The following is a 19,238-nucleotide window of genomic DNA, read 5'->3' as shown; positions in this document are numbered from 1 at the left end:
ATGTTGAAGATTGACCCATGAGGCTATTAAAAAATATAAGTAGATACAGGAAATTATATCAACATAGACCGGAAATTATGCAAATGGTATTCTAACATATGCAGAACCTGCCCATCCGGAATACTGGAAATATAAAAAGGAAGACCTTGATTTCATTATAATTTCGGATATGTCAGAATCTCCGACTTAGGATGAATCCTACCAATGTCATTCTGACCCTAAAGGAATACATAAAAAAATAAAATTAACAGGAATAGTGAGGCATAAATGTGAAGATTGTCGACATTGAAACATTCTTGATAAAAGCAATCTGTATAAAAAAATAAGAAGATAGAATGGCTACTCGATATTTTATTAGCTATAGATGAAAAAATATAATATATTACCATTCTATCATTGATATATTATCTGTATTGATTGGATTAATCTTTTAACAGTTTTAATATTTGTTTATTGATATAACTGAATATTTTCTTCTTAATACTTAGGTTTTTCCTTAACTTTTTAGCCCAGTAGTTGCGATACCTTCCACAAAGTATTTCTGTGCTGAGAAGAATATAATAATACATGGGAGCATTGAAATTACAGTCATTGCCATTATTTGATTCCAATTGATTACAGATGTACCATCAATAGACATCCTAAGGCCAAGTGATACCGTATATTTTTCCACACCGTTAATATAAATTAATGTATTTAGGAAGTCATTCCAGGTCCATATAAACTGAAATATTGCCATGGATATTATCGCCGGTTTGCATAGTGGAGCTATTATATTTATAAGAGTTTGAAATGAGTTACATCCGTCTATTATAGCAGATTCTTCTAGCTCTTTGGGAAGACCTCTTAAAAATTGCACCATCATAAATACGAAAAATGGCGTTGACGCAAATAGAGCTGGAATGATAAAGGGCTTGTAACTGTTTAGCCATCCAAACCCATTAAACAGTATATATCTTGGAATAATTATGACTGATCCTGGCAGCATGAGGGTCGAAATCATCAGTGCGAATAAAATCTTTTTTAATGGGAAATTAAATCTTGCAAAGCCGTAGGCCACAACTGTTGATGATATTACAGTAAATATAACGGTAGGTATGACCATTATAAAGGTATTCAATATAAATTTACCAAAACCATACTGACCCGTTCCTTTCCAGCCATTAATGTAGGAGTCTGCCACCAGATGTGAAGGTATAAGGCTCAAAGACTTAAATATATCTTCATTTGGTTTGAATGAAGCTGCAACTATCCACAAAAGAGGATAAATCATAAATATGCCAAAAATAATTAAAAATATATAAGTTAATATCTTTAACATATATCCATTTTTATGGTGATTAATTTTAGATCTCATATGGACTTACCCCCATCTTCATAATATGTCCAAGCCGGTGAAGACTTGAATAGTATAGCTGTAATTAACAATATTAATAAAAATAGAATCCATGAAAGGGCTGAAGAATACCCCATTTTAAAATATTTAAATGCATTATCGTATATTAGCAGACTATAAACATAAGTTGAATTCATAGGGCCTCCGCCTGTTACTATATATGGTCCTGTAAATTCCTGGAATGCATTTATCGTTTGCATAACAACATTGAAGAATAAAACAGGGGAAATCATAGGGAGCGTTATTGAGAAGAATCTTCTGATCTTTGAAGCTCCGTCTATCAAGGCTGCCTCATACAATTCATTTGGTACCTGTTTGAGCCCTGCAAGGAAGATTACCATTGATGAACCAAACTCCCAAACGGCAAGAAGGCTTACGGTAAATAATGAAATATGTGGGTTACCAAGCCAATCAGGTCCAATAATATGAAAATAAGAAAGAAACTTATTTATGATACCTTCTTTCATAAATAAGGATCTCCATAATATTGATACAGCTACACTTCCGCCGAATATTGAAGGGAGATAATAAACAGTTCTAAAAACATTAATTCCTCTAATTTTTATATTTAATAAAATAGCTACTAATAAGGCAAAAGCCAATTTCAAAGGAACAGTCATGAAAACATATTTTATTGTGTTTAATAACGATGGCCAAAAAAGTTTGTCTTTTGTAAACATGTATATATAATTATTTAAACCATTAAATACAGGAGCTTTTGTAATACTGAAATTTGTGAATGAATAAGTAAATGTCATTATAAACGGATATAGAGTAAATAAAAGAAAACCTACGATCCATGGGCTTATATATAAGAGCCCTACAAAATCTTTTTTCTTATATCGCTTCATGTTATTAATCACCTCTTATAAAATTGTGAACCAAGGTGTTGGTCATTGCCAACACCTTGTGTAAATTACCTTAAATCTCACTTTGCTTACTTCTGATTTTTAAGTTCAGAAAGCTTTTGCTTATAACTGCTAATTAGTTTATCAGCTGCTTGTTCAGGAGTCAATTGTTTGTATGCGAGTTCTTGTACAATATCTGTGCTTATTTTTTCAATTTCCTGATTCTGGCTTATACTATTTTCAGGCATTGACATATTCTTTAATGCAAGAGTTGTACAATCGTTAAGAACAGGATCCAGTTTGTTTAGATCTGTTAATATTTTACGTGCATTTTCTGTTGCAGGAATTCCTCTTACGTCCTTCAATATTTTTATTGCTTCGGGATCATTGAAAAACCAATTCAAGAATTTAGAGGCTTCTTCTATATTCTTTGAGTTTTTGTTTATTGCAATTAATTGTGAAGGTCTAACTACAATACCAGTTTGTTTTGCGTTAGGTGCTACAGGAGGTAGAGTGATAGACAAATTCTTAATATTAGACTTGTTTATTGCATATATTGAAGCCCAATCCCAAAACGTACCTATTTGACCATTTATCCATAGTGTATTTTGTTCAGGCTTTCCTTGAAAAGGAGCGCTTTCTGCAAAGGGTTGAATACCACCTACTTTAAATAGATTATCAAAATATTTAAAACCATCAGTTAAGGTTTTCTTGTCAAATCCAAGTGTATAATCATCATTAATCCATTGATTACCAGTTTGCTGAATTACATACGATTTCAACATATAATAAATTACTGTAGCATCAGCATTTAAAAAGTATGCGTTCTTATCTTTTTGATGGACAGTTTTTGCTGCTTCAGCAAAGTTATCCCAGTTCCATACAGTTTTGTCGTCTATGCCATATTTATTAAAGAAATCCTTATTAACAAAAAGTGCTGAATTATTTATTCCAGTAGGTAGGCCAATAAGCTTATTATTGACATAGCAATAATTCTTTAAGAACTTCTCATCAAATGCTTTGGTGTTAATATTCTTCTGCTGACTTAAATCGGCGAAGAAATCACCTTGAGCCATAAGTTCTGGAACCCAAGGAACATCAATTTGCATTAAATCAGGAGCGGTTCCTCCACTTAACTGTGTAACTAATTTTTGCAGGTAACCATCATAACCACTGTATTCAGCATCTATCTTTACATTGGGATGCTCTTTAGTATAAAGATTTATTGCATCAAGTGTAGCTTTATGACGATCATTTCCGCCCCACCACATAAAACGCAGTGTAACCTTCTTAGAGCTGTTAGCTGCTTTTCCATTATTTAATGGTTTACTACAGCCAGCTAACAACGTTATAGTTAAAACTACAATAAGTATTAAAGAAATAAGCTTTTTATACTTCTTCATAGAAGTACCTCCTTAACTTTTAAAATTGTTGATTAATTTACCTAATAATAGATTACTATCAATTAATGAAATTAAAAAGACATAAAATTTTAGAAATAGTATCATTGATTGGTTTAAAATTTAAATGGTATCATATTTTATACAACAATATAAAAAATTGATACTAATTAGCATAGCTTAATTATTTTAACTTATTATTTAGTATGCTATAATTTAAATTGATAATGTATTCAGAAATAACTATAGCGAGATTAAATAATGGATAAGTTATTATTGGAGATGGAGGTGGTATTTATATATAAGCTTATTATTGTTGAAGACGAATACGAAATAAGGCTGGGCTTGGCAAATTACTTCCCGTGGAAAGACATCGGCTTTGAGGTGGTTGGACAATTTGAAAATGGCAAAGAATGCCTGAACTATATATCTAAGAATCATGTAGATACTGTTTTATGCGATATAAAAATGCCAGTTATGTCTGGCCTTGAACTTGCAAAAGTTATTTCTGAAAGCAATATTAATGTTAAAATGGTCATTATAAGTGGTTACACTGAGTTTGAATATGCAAGGCAGGCATTGAGATATGGTGTGAAGGACTATATAGTTAAACCAACAAAGTATAGCGAGATTGTAGAGGTTTTCAATAAAATTAAAAGGGAGCTTGACAGTGAGCAATATGATGAGATGAAAGCACAGTCTAAAAATGAAACTATCTATGAAAGTGGTGGCCAAGGTGATATAATATCAATCATTAAAAAATATATAAAAGAAAATTATAAAGATGCAACCTTGGAAGATGCTGCAAAAATAGTTTACATGAATCCTTATTATTTGAGTAAATTTTTTAAGCAAAAGACAGGTAAAAACTTTTCAGATTACCTCACAGAGGTTAAAATGAAAAAAGCAGCAGATTTTTTAAAAAACCCTTTATATAAAACATATGAGGTTAGTTCCATGGTGGGGTACAAAAACCCAAAAAACTTTACAAGGGCATTTAAAAAGTTTTATAGGAAATCGCCGAGAGAATATGTAATTTCAGAAAAGTAATTGGGAGGTGGGATAAGATTATGAAGAAAATCAGTCAGAAGTTTTTTTATAAAAATCTATTAATTTTATCAATCCCCCTTCTTGTCATCGTTATAATACTTGGATCGCTTTCAATCATCATTACAGAGCGGTATGTAAGCGAAGAAATAAATAAAAATAGTAATGAAACGTTAAAGCGGAATAGTGAGGACGTAGAGTTTTTATTAAATGAGATTAATCAAATTTATTTAACCTTTGGTACAAATAAAGATGTGACTATGTATTTAAAAAGAATCTTAAATACTTCTGAGTATTCCCTTGAGGATACATGGCGCCTTAATATGATTGAAAGCCTTCTTAATTCAACTTCGTTCTCAAAACCATATATTCAATCTATCTATCTTTATTTCAAGAACCCAAATAAAAACTTTTTAGCTTCTTCAGATGGGATTACATCACTTGATAGGTTTTATGACAAGAAATGGTTTGACAGTTTTTTAAATTCTCCAGATGACAAGCTGTCATGGGTAGAAGTTAGAGATTTGAAATTATACAACTTTAATGAAAAAGGAATAAGAGTTCTTAGCATATTTAAGAAAGTTAACGACCTTTACAATGGTAAAAGCGATGGAGTATTGGTGCTAAATATATACCTTGACTACATTGAAAGGTTTCTCAATGCTTCGACAATAATTCCCGAGCAAAAGGTACTTATTCTCGATGAAAATAACCGCTTAATATGCCAAAATAGCAGCGGCAATTTCCCAAGCATTGTGGATATCAATAAATATAAAGATAACAACATAATATCAGAATTAAAGTCAGCAGACTACAATATAAAATATATATCCATCGTACCGAGGGAATATCTTTATAGAGTTCCTATAATGCTATTGAAGATTACTTTATTATTGCTTGCCTTATCAATTTTATTTGTGATATTCCTCACGTACAATATTACCAAAAGGAATTATACCAATATAAGGAAAATTATCGACATTATAGACTCTGCAAAATCTACCAATGCTTTCCCGCCTTTACCGCCAGAGTATAAGGATGATTACAGCTATATAACATACAATATACTTACAAATTACATGGAACAAAATTATTTAAAATTGCAGCTGTCTGAGAAAAAATACAAGATGCAGGCCATGGAGCTTTTAGCTCTGCAGTCTCAGATTAGTCCACATTTTTTGTTTAATACTATGGAAACAATCTATTTAAAAACTTTGGCACTCACAGGGGGGCCTAATAATGTAACAAAAATGATAGAAAACTTGTCCCAGATTTTAAAGTATTTACTTAGCAATCCAAATGAGACTGTAACTTTAAAAGAGGAAATTGATAACACAAAATCCTATATTGATATACTAAAAGTACGTTATAGGGACAAGTTTGAAGTAATGTGGGACTATGATGAGAGCCTGCTGCCATGTAAGGTAATGAAGCTTATGCTTCAACACCTTATTGAAAATTCTATTTATCATGGCTTAAAGGAAAAGGAAGGGAGGGGAGTTATTAAAATCAGGATAAAACACAAGCGTGATGGTGAAATAAAAATCGCAGTTGTAGATAACGGCCTTGGAATAAGCAAGGAAAAACTGAGTCAGATAAGGGAGCAGCTTAAATCAGATTTTGATTTTCAAGAGCATATAGGCCTAATGAATACAAAAGAAAGGCTGAAGCTCTTATATGATGATAAATATAATATAATAATTAGAAGCAAATTTGGAATGGGGACTGCTGTTTATATAACCTTTCCATATAAATCAAAGGAGGTTTCTCATGACAATAAATCGATATGAATTAGTAAATAGGCACAATGTAGTTCTCAACAAAGTTGATATCCTATCTCCTCTATCGATAGGAAATGGGGAAATTGCATTTACTGCTGATATAACAGGTATGCAAACATTCTCTGATGAATATAAGGTAGTGCCCTTGTGTACCATGGTACAGTGGGGATTTCATACAATTCCTGCTAAGAATGAAGAGGGATTTTACACCATAAAGGATTTAAAGCTTAAATATTACAATACATACGGACGAAAAGTGGGATATGCGACATTGAGAGATAATCAGGAGGAAATATTTGATTGGCTCAGGGTTAATCCTCACAGGTTTCATTTAGGAAATATAGGGCTGAATATAACCCTTTCCAATGGTGACAAAGCCAAAATAGAGTGTATCGAGGAAATCAATCAAACATTGGACCTATGGAATGGTATTTTGACAAGTGAATTTAAGGTGGAAGGAATACCTGTGATTGTGAAAACTCTTTGCCATCCTGAAAAAGATATAATAGCAATTTCTGTGAAGTCAGATCTCATTAAAAAAGGTCGTCTTTCAGTGGATATTAAATTTCCATATGGCTCACCTGAGAAATCAGGAGCAGACTGGACCCACGATGAACTACATAATACAGATATTATAGACTATAGTGAAAATATCATGGACCTAATGAGGACACTTGACAGAGATTTTTATTTTGTGAGAATTGGATTTTCAGATGGAGTCAATGTAAAAAGGAAAGGCAAAAACTATTTTACGGTGAGTCAGTGTAAAAATGAAGACAGCTTTAATTTTTCATGCTTATTTTCTAAATCCAGGCCATATGGGCATATGCCTTTATTTGAAGAAAGTGAAAATCTCTGTAAGAAGCACTGGAGACGATTTTGGAATAACGGTGGTGCTATAGACTTTTCAAAATGTACTGACAATAGGGCTTTTGAACTGGAAAGAAGGGTTGTACTTTCACAATACCTTACAGCCATACAATGTTCTGGTTCCATGCCGCCTCAAGAGACTGGGCTTACATGCAACAGTTGGTATGGCAAATTTCACCTTGAGATGCATTTGTGGCATGTTGCACATTTTGCACTATGGGGAAGAACTTATTTACTTAGAAAGAGTATGTGGTGGTACAAATATATACTCCATGAGGCCAAAAATTTAGCAAAATCCCAAGGCTACAAAGGTGCCCGCTGGCCTAAGATGGTGGGGCCAAATGGTATTGATAGTCCTTCATCTATAGGCCCATTGCTTATATGGCAGCAGCCCCATCCAATTATGTATGGAGAACTTATTTACAGGGATAAGCCATGTCCTGAAACATTGGATATTTTTAAGGATATAGTATTTGAAACCGCAGACTTTCTTGCCTCATATACGATATATGATAAAGACAATGACAGATATGTACTTGGGCCTCCTTTAATTCCTGTACAGGAAAATCATGATCCTGATGTAGCCATTAACCCGACATTTGAGCTAGAGTACTTTTCATTTGCATTACAAATAGCAAATAACTGGAGATTACGCATGGGTCTTAGCATCAATCCAATATGGCAGCAGATCTCAGAGAAAATGGCTTCCCTCCCTGTTAAAGATGGAGTATATTTATCCCATGAAAGATGTTCGGATACATTTACTAAGTTTAATTTTGACCATCCTTCAATGCTTGGAGCTTTGGGAGTACTTCCCGGTCACAAAGTTGATAAAGGCATAATGAAAAATACATTGAATAAGGTATTAGACTCCTGGCAAATGGAAGAAATGTGGGGATGGGATTTTCCAATGATTGCTATGACAGCTGCCAGACTTGAAGAACCTGAAATAGCAGTAGATGTACTTCTTATGGAGTGTCCAAAAAACACTTATATGCCAAATGGTCACAACAGCCAGATTCCAAATGATGACTTGCCAGTATATTTACCTGGAAATGGTGGACTTCTGACAGCTGTTGCTATGATGGCCTCAGGCTGGGACGGCTGCCATGAAAAGAATGCTCCTGGATTTCCTAGGGATGGAAAGTGGAATGTTGAATGGGAAGGTTTAGAGCCTATGATGTAATTTGATTTAAATTGGAGGTATTACACATGATTAAACGAGAAGACATTTATATAAGAGATCCTTTTATTGTACCCATGAAGGAAGAAAAAAAATATTATTTGTTTGGGACAACTGATATTAATTGCTGGAACGATGAGAAAGCAACGGGTTTTGATTATTACACAACCACTGATCTTGAGAACTTTGAAGGACCATTTGTAGCATTTCGTCCGAGAAAAGATTTTGGATGGGATAGAAACTTTTGGGCTCCTGAAGTCCACAAATATAATGGAAGATATTACATGCTTGCAACTTTCATTGCAGATGGCAAAAATAGAGGTACGCAGATATTATCTTCTAATAAAATAACAGGGCCTTTCACTCCATGGAGTATGGGTCCTGTGACTCCAAAGGAATGGATGTGCCTTGATGGTACTCTATTTATAGATGAAAATGGGGAGCCTTGGATTATATTTTGCCATGAATGGGTACAGATATATGACGGAGAAATATGTGCAGCAAAATTAACAGGAGATTTAAAATCGGCCGCAAGCAAACCTGTAACGCTTTTTAAAGCCTCAGATGCTCATTGGGCAAAAAGCATAAAAGTCGTAGACGGTCATGATTGTTTTGTAACAGACGGGCCTTTTATATACAAATCATCAAATGGAAAACTTCTTATGATATGGTCGAGCTTTGTTGAAAACAATACTTATGCAATAGGAATTGCCCATTCCACAACAGGAAAAATTCTTGGCCCGTGGGTTAATGAAGAAACTCCTATATTTTCAAGGGACGGCGGCCACGGTATGCTGTTTAGAACTTTTGAAGGAGAACTCATGCTTACAATACACACACCCAATGAAAGGGGAAAGGAGAGGCCTATTTTCATCAAGGTGGATGAAAGGGAGATAGAGTAATTATTTTAAATTATAGAATGGCAATTTATACAGTGAAAAACCTTAAATAAATCTTTTCTATTACAAGTCAATATATGTATAAAAGCAACGCAGATAAGCAAGAAATGTACTGATAATTGTATTTAATTGCTTTATAATAAAAATTAAATGTATTGCACAACGAGAACAATATTTGTGATATGGAGGAATAAACATGAGATTAAATAAGAGTATTTACAAAAATTATAAAACGTATCCGGAAAAAATACTACAATTTGGTGAGGGCAATTTTTTAAGGGCTTTTGTAGATTGGCAGATCGATAAAATGAATAAAGAAGCAGGTTTTGACGGTAGCGTAGTAGTGATCCAACCAATTAAAACAGGTCGTGTGGATGTATTAAATAAACAAGATGGATTATATACATTATATTTGCAGGGCGTGAAGAATGGCAAACCAATAAAAGAGCATTCCATCATAAATAGTATAAGCAGGGGTATAGATCCTTATAAAAATTATGAAGAATTCATAAATCTTGCAGAAAATCCGCAAATCAGGTTCATTATTTCAAATACTACTGAAGCAGGTATTGAATTCGATGAAAATGACAAATTGGAAGATAAACCGCAAAATAGTTATCCGGGAAAACTTACTGCTTTTTTATATAAAAGATTTGTATTTTTTAATGGTGACAAAGAAAAGGGCTTAATAATAATGCCATGTGAACTAATAGACAGGAATGGCGACAAGCTTAAGGAAATAGTTCTAAAATATTCAAAATTATGGAATCTAAATAATGATTTTACTAATTGGATAAATACAGCGAATATTTTTACAAATACCTTAGTAGACAGGATTGTACCTGGATATCCAAAGGATACCATTAATGAAATTACGGAGGAACTTGGATATGAAGATAGCCTCGTTGATGTCGGTGAGTTATTTCATTTATGGGTAATAGAAGGACCTCAGTGGATAAAAAATGAATTTCCGGTTGACAAAGCCGGCCTTAATGTAAAATTTGTCAATGATGTAGAACCATACAGGACAAGAAAAGTGAGGATTTTGAATGGAGCACATACTGCTTTAGTTCCGGTTGCCTATCTATATGGTCTTAATACTGTAAAAGAAGCAGTTGAGCATGAAGTAATAGGTAAATTCGTAAAGGGAGTAATATATGATGAAATAATACCAACACTTGATTTACCAAAAGAAGAATTACTCCAGTTTGCCGATGACGTACTAGAAAGATTTAAAAATCCGTTTATAAAACATTATCTGATGAGTATTGCATTGAATTCAATGTCAAAATTTGAAACAAGGGATTTACCATCCCTTTTGGAATATATAAATAGAAAAAAAGAACTTCCAAAAAAATTAGTATTTTCACTTGCGGCATTAATTGAATTTTATAAAGGTAAAAGAAATGGTGAGAATATTAATTTAGCTGATAATCCAGATATACTATTCTTGTATAAAACATTATGGAGCAATTATGATGGAACCGAAGAAGGTTTAAAAAATATAGTTAGGTCTGTATTATCTTATGAAAAGAATTGGAAGATGGATCTTAATAAAATAGAGGGATTAACTGATGCTGTATCGGATGATTTAATAATGATTGAAAAAATAGGAATAAAAGATGCAGTTTTAAAAACTTTATAATACTAAGGGTGAAATCTTATGAAAAAATTTATTAAAATTGATGATAATGACAATGTTGTTGTTGCACTTCAGGATTTAGCAAAAAATGATTTTATAGAAGTTGACAACAAAAAAATAAAATTAATTGATGATGTTAATAGAGGGCATAAAATAGCAATTAAAAATATAAATACAAATGAAAAAATTATAAAATATGGTTTTCCAATAGGACATGCGATAAAAGTTATAAAAGAAGGCGAATGGGTTCATACACATAATATAAAAACAAACTTAAGTGGTATAAATGAATATAGATTTAATCAAAAGCTTATAAAAAACACCTTTGAAAATAAAAATCTAACTTTTAATGGCTATAAAAGGATAGATGGAAATGTCGGTATAAGAAATGAATTATGGATAGTTCCGACTGTTGGCTGTGTAAATGGAATAGCAGATAATATAATGAAAAAATTTAAATCAGAAATAGGTAAACTTCAAATAGATAATACAAATGTCTTAAAGCATAATTATGGTTGCTCACAGCTTGGCGATGACCATGCTAATACAAGGACAATATTATGTAATGTTGCAAAGCATCCAAATGCAGGTGGAGTATTGGTATTAGGACTTGGATGTGAAAACAATTATATAAGTGAATTTAAAAAATATCTTGGAAACTATGATGAGAAAAGAATAAAATTTTTAGTAATACAGGAAGTGAATGATGAGATAGATGAAGGTGTGTCATTATTAAAAGAACTATATGACAATATGAAAAATGACAAAAGAGAAGAAATACCATTATCTGAATTAAAGATAGGGCTTAAATGTGGTGGCTCTGATGGGTTTTCTGGAATAACAGCAAATAATCTCATCGGAAAGATATCAGACTTTATCATAGCTCAGGGGGGTACGACAGTTTTAACAGAAGTGCCTGAAATGTTTGGTGCTGAAACCATACTTATGGAAAGGGCTATAAACGAAGAAGTGTTTAAAAAAGAGGTCAATTTAATCAATGATTTTAAAGAATATTATATGAAGTTTAATCAACCTGTATATGAAAACCCTTCGCCTGGCAATAAAGCGGGTGGTATAACGACACTTGAAGATAAATCATTGGGATGCATTCAAAAAGCCGGTACTGAATCAGTAGTCGATGTACTAAAATATGGTGAAACATTAAAGAAACATGGTTTAAACCTCTTAAGCGCGCCGGGAAATGATATGGTTTCCACATCAGCATTAGCTGCATCAGGGTGTCAGATGGTATTATTTTCAACAGGTAGAGGTACACCTTTTGGGACATTTGTACCTACTGTAAAGATATCGACAAATACAGATCTATATAAATTAAAACCACATTGGATTGATTTTAATGCAGGTAGTATGATTGAAAATACTTCTATAGATATTCTAATAGAAAATCTAATTAAATTGATTATAAGTGTTGCAAGTGGGAAAAAAGTAAATAATGAAATAAATAATTTTAGAGAATTAGCCATATTTAAATCAGGCATTACATTATGATTTTATTCAATAATAGCTTTAAGTATTTTCAACCCAACTGCATTTGACATATGGTTAAGCATAGGTGACAAACAATATAAAGTTTAGAGGGGTACTAAAGTCAGATTAGCGCAAAATATATTATTTATATTTCTTTCTGTATTTTAAAGGAGATATGTGCATAATATTTTTAAAAACCCTGCTAAAATGTGTTCCGCTTTCAAAGCCGACTTTTTGAGCTATTTCTGTAATACTTTGATCTGATTCTTTTAAAAGAAGCTGTGCATGTTTAATTCTTATAGCATTTAAATATTCTATGAATGTAAAGCCTGTAACTTTTTTAAATATTCTACAAAAATAAAAAGGACTTATATTAAACATTTGTGAAATTTCTTTTAAGGAAAATGTTTTGTTGTAATTAGCATTTATAAACTGTACAGCTTCCGATATTTTTTTATGCATTATATTATGATAGCGTATATCTTTTACAGGAGAATTAAGAGCATATCTTGATAAAAATATTAATAATTCAATCAAATAAATTTTTGAGATACTTAAATAGCCTGATTCACGTTTTTTGTTTTCATCAAGCATTTTAAATAAAATACCTTCTACATATGATTGGCTGCTTAAATTAATCGAGATGATATTAATTTTTTTTTCAAAACAATAAAATAAGTCTATATCATTTATATTTTGCAGAAAACCATCAAGAAAGCTTTTCCTAAAATAAATTAAAATCCTGCTGTAGTTTGGTGTACCTGCATAAGCAGTTTTATGCAGGGCATAACTATTAATGAGAACAATATCACCTTCTTTAACATAATATACCCTATCATCAATAAAATAATATCTCTGCCCTGATAGCTGATAATATATTTCAAAATAATCATGAAAGTGCTGTGATGGCATATTTATAGATTTATGTTCTTTAAGGTATTCTATATCGAAATCTTTTTTAAGCCCTGAATCCATATTTTTCACCCTATATTTATACTAATCTACATCTATTATAAGTCAATAAATGTATAAAAGCAATGTAATTAAGCAAAAAATGTACTGATAATTGTCTTTATTTGCTTTATAATAAAAATAAATAATAATCTAGGAGTTGATTTGCATGAGATATGTTGATGATAAAGTAAAGGATTTAAATATAGCATATATAGGAGGTGGATCAAGAGGCTGGGCATGGAATCTGATGAGCGATTTAGCGCAGGAAGGAAGTATTTCAGGCACAGTAAAACTATATGACATAGATTATAAAGCAGCACATGATAATGAATTAATAGGCAATTCATTATCAGGACGTGAAGATGTTAAAGGGAAATGGAAGTATAAAGCATATGAATCTCTTAAAGAAGCACTGTCAGATGCTGATTTTGTAATAATATCTATTCTACCTGGAACATTCAAAGAAATGGAATCAGATGTACACATGCCTGAAAAATATGGGATTTACCAATCCGTTGGTGATACTGTAGGACCTGGTGGAATCGTAAGAGCTTTGAGGACTATACCTATGTTTGTAGATATAGCTAAGGCAATTAAGGAGTATTGTCCGAATGCATGGGTAATAAATTATACTAATCCAATGACACTTTGCGTAAGGACATTATATGAAGTATTTCCACAGATAAAAGCATTTGGATGCTGCCATGAAGTATTTGGAACACAAAAACTTTTATCAAAAGCTTTAATGGATATAAAAGGTATTGATGAGGTTCCAAGGAAAGATATAAAAATAAATGTTCTTGGAATAAATCATTTTACATGGATTGATAATGCCAGATATAAGGGTATAGATTTAATGCCTATATACAAAGAATTCGTGGATAAATACTATGAAAGTGGTTTTCAAGGAAATGAAAATGACAATTGGATGAATAATTCATTTGTTTCTGCTGAAAGAGTCAAATTTGACCTGTTCTTAAGATATGGTATAATTGCGGCAGCAGGTGATAGGCACCTTGCAGAGTTTGTACCAGGTTATTGGTATCTCAAAGACCCTGAGACTGTTAAAGAGTGGATGTTTGGTTTAACACCTGTAAGCTGGAGAATAGAAGATCTAAAACATAGGCTTGAAAGGAGTAAAAAGCTCGTATCAGGCGAAGAAAAATTTGAGCTAAAAGATACAGGTGAAGAAGGCGTCAAACAAATAAAAGCATTGCTGGGTCTTGAAGATTTAGTGACAAATGTCAATATGCCAAATTATGGTCAGATTGAAGGAATACCGTATGGTGCTGTTGTAGAAACAAATGCTTTATTTTCGAGTAATAGATTGAAACCTGTTTTAGCTGGAAGATTACCTGATGCTGTTAATAGCCTTGTCCTGAGGCAGGTTTATAATCAAGAGGCAACACTAAAAGCTGCTTTGAAGAAAGACTATGATATGGCTTTTGGTGCTTTTGTAAATGATCCCCTTGTTACAATATCTCTAAATGATGCCAAGGAGCTATTTAATAGTATGCTTGAGAATACAAAAGAATATCTTAATGGATGGAATTTATAAAAATTAGTTGTATAATGGAGTTAAATCCTTTCATTGGATTTTGATTACGAATTATGAAATGAGGTGTTAATATTGAATAAATTCATGAATGAAGACTTTTTATTATCAAATAGAGTAGCAAAAGACCTTTATGAAAATTATGCAAAGGATATGCCAATAATTGATTATCACTGCCACTTAAATCCAAAAGAAATATATGAAAATAAAAAATTCAAAAATATAACTGAAATATGGTTATATGGTGATCATTACAAATGGCGTTTAATGAGAGCGAATGGTATTGATGAAAAGTACATTACCGGTGATGGAAGTGATTATGATAAATTTATGGCATGGGCTAAAACTGTTCCAATGACAATCGGCAATCCACTATATGAGTGGACCCACTTAGAACTGCAAAGATATTTTGGAATTTACGAAATTTTAAATGAAAAAACAGCACCAGCTATTTGGGAAAAAACAAATGCCTTATTAAATAAAGAAGGTTTTGGAGCAAGAGATATAATAAAAAAATCAAATGTGGAGGTAATATGTACAACAGATGATCCAGTTGATAACCTTGAGTATCATATAAAACTAAAAAAATGCAAAGATTTTGATGTCAAGGTTATCCCTGCATTTAGACCTGATAAGGGAATTCAAATTGAAAAAGATACTTTTTTGCTATGGATTGATAAATTAAGCCATGTTTATGGAAAAACCATAAAAAATTATGATGACTTTTTAGAAGCTTTAGAATCCAGGGTAAATTATTTTCATGCTAATGGGTGTAGATTATCAGATCATGCATTAGACAACATAGTTTATAGGTGGACAACTAAGGATGAAGTATCTGTAATTTTTAATAAAGCAATACATAATGAAAAATTAAGTGAAGAGGAAATAGAAAAGTATAAAACATATACTCTGATTTTTTTAGGCAGACTTTATTCAAAATTGGGATGGGCAATGCAATTGCATATAAATGCATTAAGAAATAATAATTCAAAAATGTTTAAAGTGCTTGGCCCTGATACTGGTTACGATTCTATAAATGATAACAATATTGCATATCATGTATGTCAATATTTAAATACTTTAGAAATGGAAAATTCATTACCTAAAACAATAGTATATTCATTAAATCCAAATGATAATTATGTACTTGGAAGTATTATTGGGAGCTTTCAAGGGAGTGGAATACCTGGAAAGATGCAGTTGGGATCAGCTTGGTGGTTTAACGACAATAAAGATGGGATTTTGGAGCAGTTGAAAACAGTTGCCAATACTGGCTTATTAAGCCGCTTTGTTGGAATGTTAACAGATTCAAGAAGTTTTTTGTCATATACAAGGCATGAATATTTTAGAAGATTGCTTTGCAATTTAATTGGTGAATGGGTAGAAAATGGAGAAGTTCCATATGACATGGAGCTATTGGGAAAAATTGTCAAAGATATATGCTATTATAATGCCAAAGAATATTTTAAGTTTTAGCAATGTTATATTATTATTGTAAAAAGAGGTTTATTACAAAGCTATAATTAATTATTAATTTTCATGCAGAAATTTTTAAGTTTATGTAAAATATAAATATTATAATTAACTCTTGATAAAATCCAGTAAAACATAGATTTATGTTGTACTGGATTTGTTTATATAGGTAATTGTATAACTATCTTGTGATGAATGGTAGAAAATGAGCAGCATCTGCTAAGAAAAAATCAGATTTAAAGGTTTTGCGATTTCTTTGAATGATGAACCTAATTATAAAGGAACAGATTTTTACAAAGCAAATAAAACTTACTGCTAAATTTATTTCTGATAAATAACTAAAGTATTAGTATCAATGATATAAAGCATTGGAGGAGTTACGTCAATATAGTGAATTAGCATGTTTGGTCAGTATCCTGTAATAGTGGTTGATCCAAGATAAAGGTAATAGTTCATCAATATCAACAAATTTATCAAAGAGATCTAGTAGTTGTGGCTTAGTGTTTTTTACAAGTTGATTAAAACTAGCAAAAATTAAAAAATGAAATTTGCTTGTTCATGTAGGTAACCTCCATTAATGCCTGGAGATCCTCAAAAAAGATTAGCGAAAAGAGTGTTAATTCAGAAAACATATTGATGTAACTTTACAATTACATTAAAATAAAAGTAAATAAAATGTAATATAAACAAAAATCTTTATAAATAATTACGCATTAATTTTTTTAAAAGTCAAATAAATCTATAAGTAATTTAAATCGATTTTTAAGGTATTTAACTATATTGTTTTTTGTGTATTAATTTATATTGTTTTTTGATAGCTGTTGTTTTAAATTTTATATTTTTGCAGATGTTGTTTTTTGTTAAATCTTAGTCTATAATTGAATTAAAATAAATCTGGAGGAATATGATATGCTTGCTATAGAACGCAGAAAAAGGATTATGAGTTTATTACAGGAAAATCAAAGTGTTTTAGTTCCAGAGTTGAGCAAACTTTTTAAAGTAACGGAAGAAACAATAAGGAGAGATTTGGAAAAGCTTGAATCTGAAGGACTTTTAAAAAGGACCTATGGTGGGGCAGTAATAAACGAAAGCACAAGCGTGGATATACCCCTCAATATTAGGGAAATAACGAATATTGAAGGTAAACAGACAATAGGGCTTAAAGTAGCTGAAAATATTGAAGACGGTGATACGCTGTTGTTTGATTCAAGCTCTACCGTACTTCAAGTTGCAAAACAAATAAAATTTAAAAGGAAAATTACAGTTATAACAAATTCGGAAAAAGTGATATTTGAGCTTTCAAATGCAAAGGATTGTAAAGTAATATCAACAGGAGGAGTATTAAAAGCTAATTCCATGTCGTTAATTGGGCACTGGGCGGAAGATGCAATAAAAAATTTTTGTGTAGACAAGGCGATAATTTCATGTAAGGGTTTTGATATGGATAGAGGAATTACCGAGTCCAATGAAATGGAAGCAGAAATAAAGAAAGCAATGGCGAACGCAGCAGAAAAAGTATTTCTGTTGGTGGATCATACAAAATTTGATAAATCATCATTTGTAAAAATGTTGGATTTTAACAAAGTAGATTACTTGTTTACTGACAGAAAATTATCGCTTGAATGGGAAGAATTTTTGCAAAAACAAAATATTAGATTAATGTATTGCTAATTGTTCCACGCATTTTGTGGATTTTTTTTATTTTATATGCAAATTATTATTGACATTCTAGAAATACATTGCTAAAATAAAATAAAACGAAGAAAAACAAAAATAAAACAACAAATTAAAAGGGGGTCTATAAGTGTTTTCGGAATATGAGGTTAAAAAGCAAATTTGCGAAATAGGAAAGCGTATCTATATGAATGGATTTGTAGCAGCAAATGATGGTAATATTACGGTAAAGATAAATGACAACGAAATAATAGCTACACCAACGGGAGTTAGTAAAGGTTTTATGACGCCAGATATGTTGGTTAAAGTTAATATGAACGGAGAGGTTTTATCATCAACAGGAAAATATAAACCGTCATCAGAAATAAAAATGCATTTAAGAGTATACAAAGAAAGGCCAGATGTAAAATCTGTTGTTCATGCGCATCCACCATATGGAACAAGCTTTGCAATCGCGGGTATTCCACTTACAAAGCCGATAATGCCGGAAGCGGTCATTTCACTGGGTTGTGTACCGATAGCAGAATATGGAACACCTTCTACTAATGAAATACCAGATGCTATATCTAAATATCTGCAGAATTATGATGCGTTGCTTTTGGAAAATCATGGCGCATTGACATACGGAGCAGATTTAATAAGTGCATATTATAAAATGGAATCACTTGAGTTTTATGCAAAATTGACTTTCATTTCTACACTTCTTGGAGGTCCAAAGGAATTATCTGATAGTCAGGTAGCGCGTCTCTATGAAATAAGGCAAAAACTTGGTATACAGGGGAGACATCCTGGTGATTTATGTAATACATTGGAATGCAGTACTAATAAGAGAGTTACTGAATCGAGTAAAAAAAGATGATATTTCTGAGATTGTAAATAGCGAAATGGCTGCACACATTAAAAATGTTGTTTGCCAGTAGGTGTATCTGTGGAACTCAATTGATGTTGTGTACCTTGCAGGGTATATAGCAGACGCTTTATTTAAAGAAAAAACTACTGGTAATGTTGAAGATAAATTCGAAGATGGG

General features: G+C 31.8%; 14 protein-coding genes. 10 read left to right on the top strand and 4 right to left on the bottom strand.

Features of this window, described 5'->3' with window-relative positions; all coding sequences use genetic code 11:
* Nucleotides 1-496: 496 nt before the first annotated feature.
* The 3 genes from CPG45_RS04670 to CPG45_RS04660 form a co-directional block, all read right to left on the bottom strand.
* The gene (locus CPG45_RS04670; protein ID WP_231969010.1) at nt 497-1,357 is read right to left on the bottom strand and encodes a carbohydrate ABC transporter permease; all 861 of its coding nucleotides are present in this window, start codon (nt 1,355-1,357) and stop codon (nt 497-499) included.
* Nucleotides 1,354-2,076 carry a carbohydrate ABC transporter permease gene (locus CPG45_RS04665; protein ID WP_502695802.1) on the bottom strand — a complete coding sequence of 241 codons (723 nt, stop codon included), beginning with the start codon at nt 2,074-2,076 and terminating at the stop codon, nt 1,354-1,356. The genes CPG45_RS04670 and CPG45_RS04665 overlap by 4 nt, the downstream gene beginning before the upstream one ends.
* 257 nt (nt 2,077-2,333) lie before the next feature.
* Nucleotides 2,334-3,647: an ABC transporter substrate-binding protein gene (locus CPG45_RS04660; protein ID WP_096230849.1), complete on the bottom strand. Its 1,314-nt coding sequence runs from the start codon at nt 3,645-3,647 to the stop codon at nt 2,334-2,336.
* 258 nt (nt 3,648-3,905) lie between these two features.
* Between CPG45_RS04660 and CPG45_RS04655 the strand changes: the two genes are divergently transcribed.
* The 6 genes from CPG45_RS04655 to CPG45_RS04630 all read left to right on the top strand — a co-directional run bounded on the left by CPG45_RS04655 (nt 3,906) and on the right by CPG45_RS04630 (nt 12,575).
* Nucleotides 3,906-4,694 (top strand): response regulator transcription factor, encoded by a 789-nt coding sequence (locus CPG45_RS04655; RefSeq protein WP_231969009.1) that lies wholly within the window; start codon nt 3,906-3,908, stop codon nt 4,692-4,694.
* A gap of 20 nt (nt 4,695-4,714) precedes the next feature.
* Nucleotides 4,715-6,481, top strand: a complete 1,767-nt coding sequence (locus tag CPG45_RS04650) for a sensor histidine kinase (protein ID WP_096230848.1) — start codon at nt 4,715-4,717, stop codon at nt 6,479-6,481.
* Nucleotides 6,462-8,528: a glycoside hydrolase family 65 gene (locus tag CPG45_RS04645; RefSeq protein ID WP_096230847.1), complete on the top strand. Its 2,067-nt coding sequence runs from the start codon at nt 6,462-6,464 to the stop codon at nt 8,526-8,528. The genes CPG45_RS04650 and CPG45_RS04645 overlap by 20 nt, the downstream gene beginning before the upstream one ends.
* A 26-nt stretch (nt 8,529-8,554) precedes the next feature.
* A complete protein-coding gene (locus tag CPG45_RS04640) occupies nt 8,555-9,427 on the top strand; it encodes a glycoside hydrolase family 43 protein (protein WP_096230846.1) in 873 nt (290 codons plus the stop codon).
* Between the two features lie 193 nt (nt 9,428-9,620).
* Complete coding sequence (locus CPG45_RS04635) at nt 9,621-11,069, top strand: tagaturonate reductase (RefSeq protein WP_096230845.1); 1,449 nt, start codon at nt 9,621-9,623, stop codon at nt 11,067-11,069.
* An 18-nt stretch (nt 11,070-11,087) separates the two neighbouring features.
* Nucleotides 11,088-12,575 carry a UxaA family hydrolase gene (locus tag CPG45_RS04630; RefSeq protein WP_096230844.1) on the top strand — a complete coding sequence of 496 codons (1,488 nt, stop codon included), beginning with the start codon at nt 11,088-11,090 and terminating at the stop codon, nt 12,573-12,575.
* A gap of 120 nt (nt 12,576-12,695) precedes the next feature.
* Here the strand turns inward: CPG45_RS04630 and CPG45_RS04625 are convergent, their stop codons facing one another.
* Nucleotides 12,696-13,529, bottom strand: a complete 834-nt coding sequence (locus CPG45_RS04625) for an AraC family transcriptional regulator (RefSeq protein ID WP_096230843.1) — start codon at nt 13,527-13,529, stop codon at nt 12,696-12,698.
* Nucleotides 13,530-13,674: 145 nt separating this feature from the next.
* Between CPG45_RS04625 and CPG45_RS04620 the strand changes: the two genes are divergently transcribed.
* From CPG45_RS04620 to CPG45_RS04605, 4 genes are all read left to right on the top strand, one after another.
* The gene (locus CPG45_RS04620; protein WP_096230842.1) at nt 13,675-15,066 is read left to right on the top strand and encodes a family 4 glycosyl hydrolase; all 1,392 of its coding nucleotides are present in this window, start codon (nt 13,675-13,677) and stop codon (nt 15,064-15,066) included.
* Between the two features lie 72 nt (nt 15,067-15,138).
* Nucleotides 15,139-16,539 carry a glucuronate isomerase gene (gene uxaC / locus CPG45_RS04615; protein WP_096230841.1) on the top strand — a complete coding sequence of 467 codons (1,401 nt, stop codon included), beginning with the start codon at nt 15,139-15,141 and terminating at the stop codon, nt 16,537-16,539.
* A gap of 906 nt (nt 16,540-17,445) precedes the next feature.
* A complete protein-coding gene (locus CPG45_RS04610) occupies nt 17,446-18,207 on the top strand; it encodes a DeoR/GlpR family DNA-binding transcription regulator (RefSeq protein WP_096230840.1) in 762 nt (253 codons plus the stop codon).
* Nucleotides 18,208-18,340: 133 nt separating this feature from the next.
* Nucleotides 18,341-19,069, top strand: coding sequence for a class II aldolase/adducin family protein (locus CPG45_RS04605; RefSeq protein ID WP_096230839.1), 729 nt, complete (start codon nt 18,341-18,343; stop codon nt 19,067-19,069).
* Nucleotides 19,070-19,238 lie beyond the last annotated feature (169 nt).

This window comes from Thermoanaerobacterium sp. RBIITD (genome assembly GCF_900205865.1).
Classification (GTDB): domain Bacteria; phylum Bacillota; class Thermoanaerobacteria; order Thermoanaerobacterales; family Thermoanaerobacteraceae; genus Thermoanaerobacterium.
Note: the sequence above shows the minus strand (reverse complement) of the source record. Positions and strands in the feature narration are given on the sequence as shown.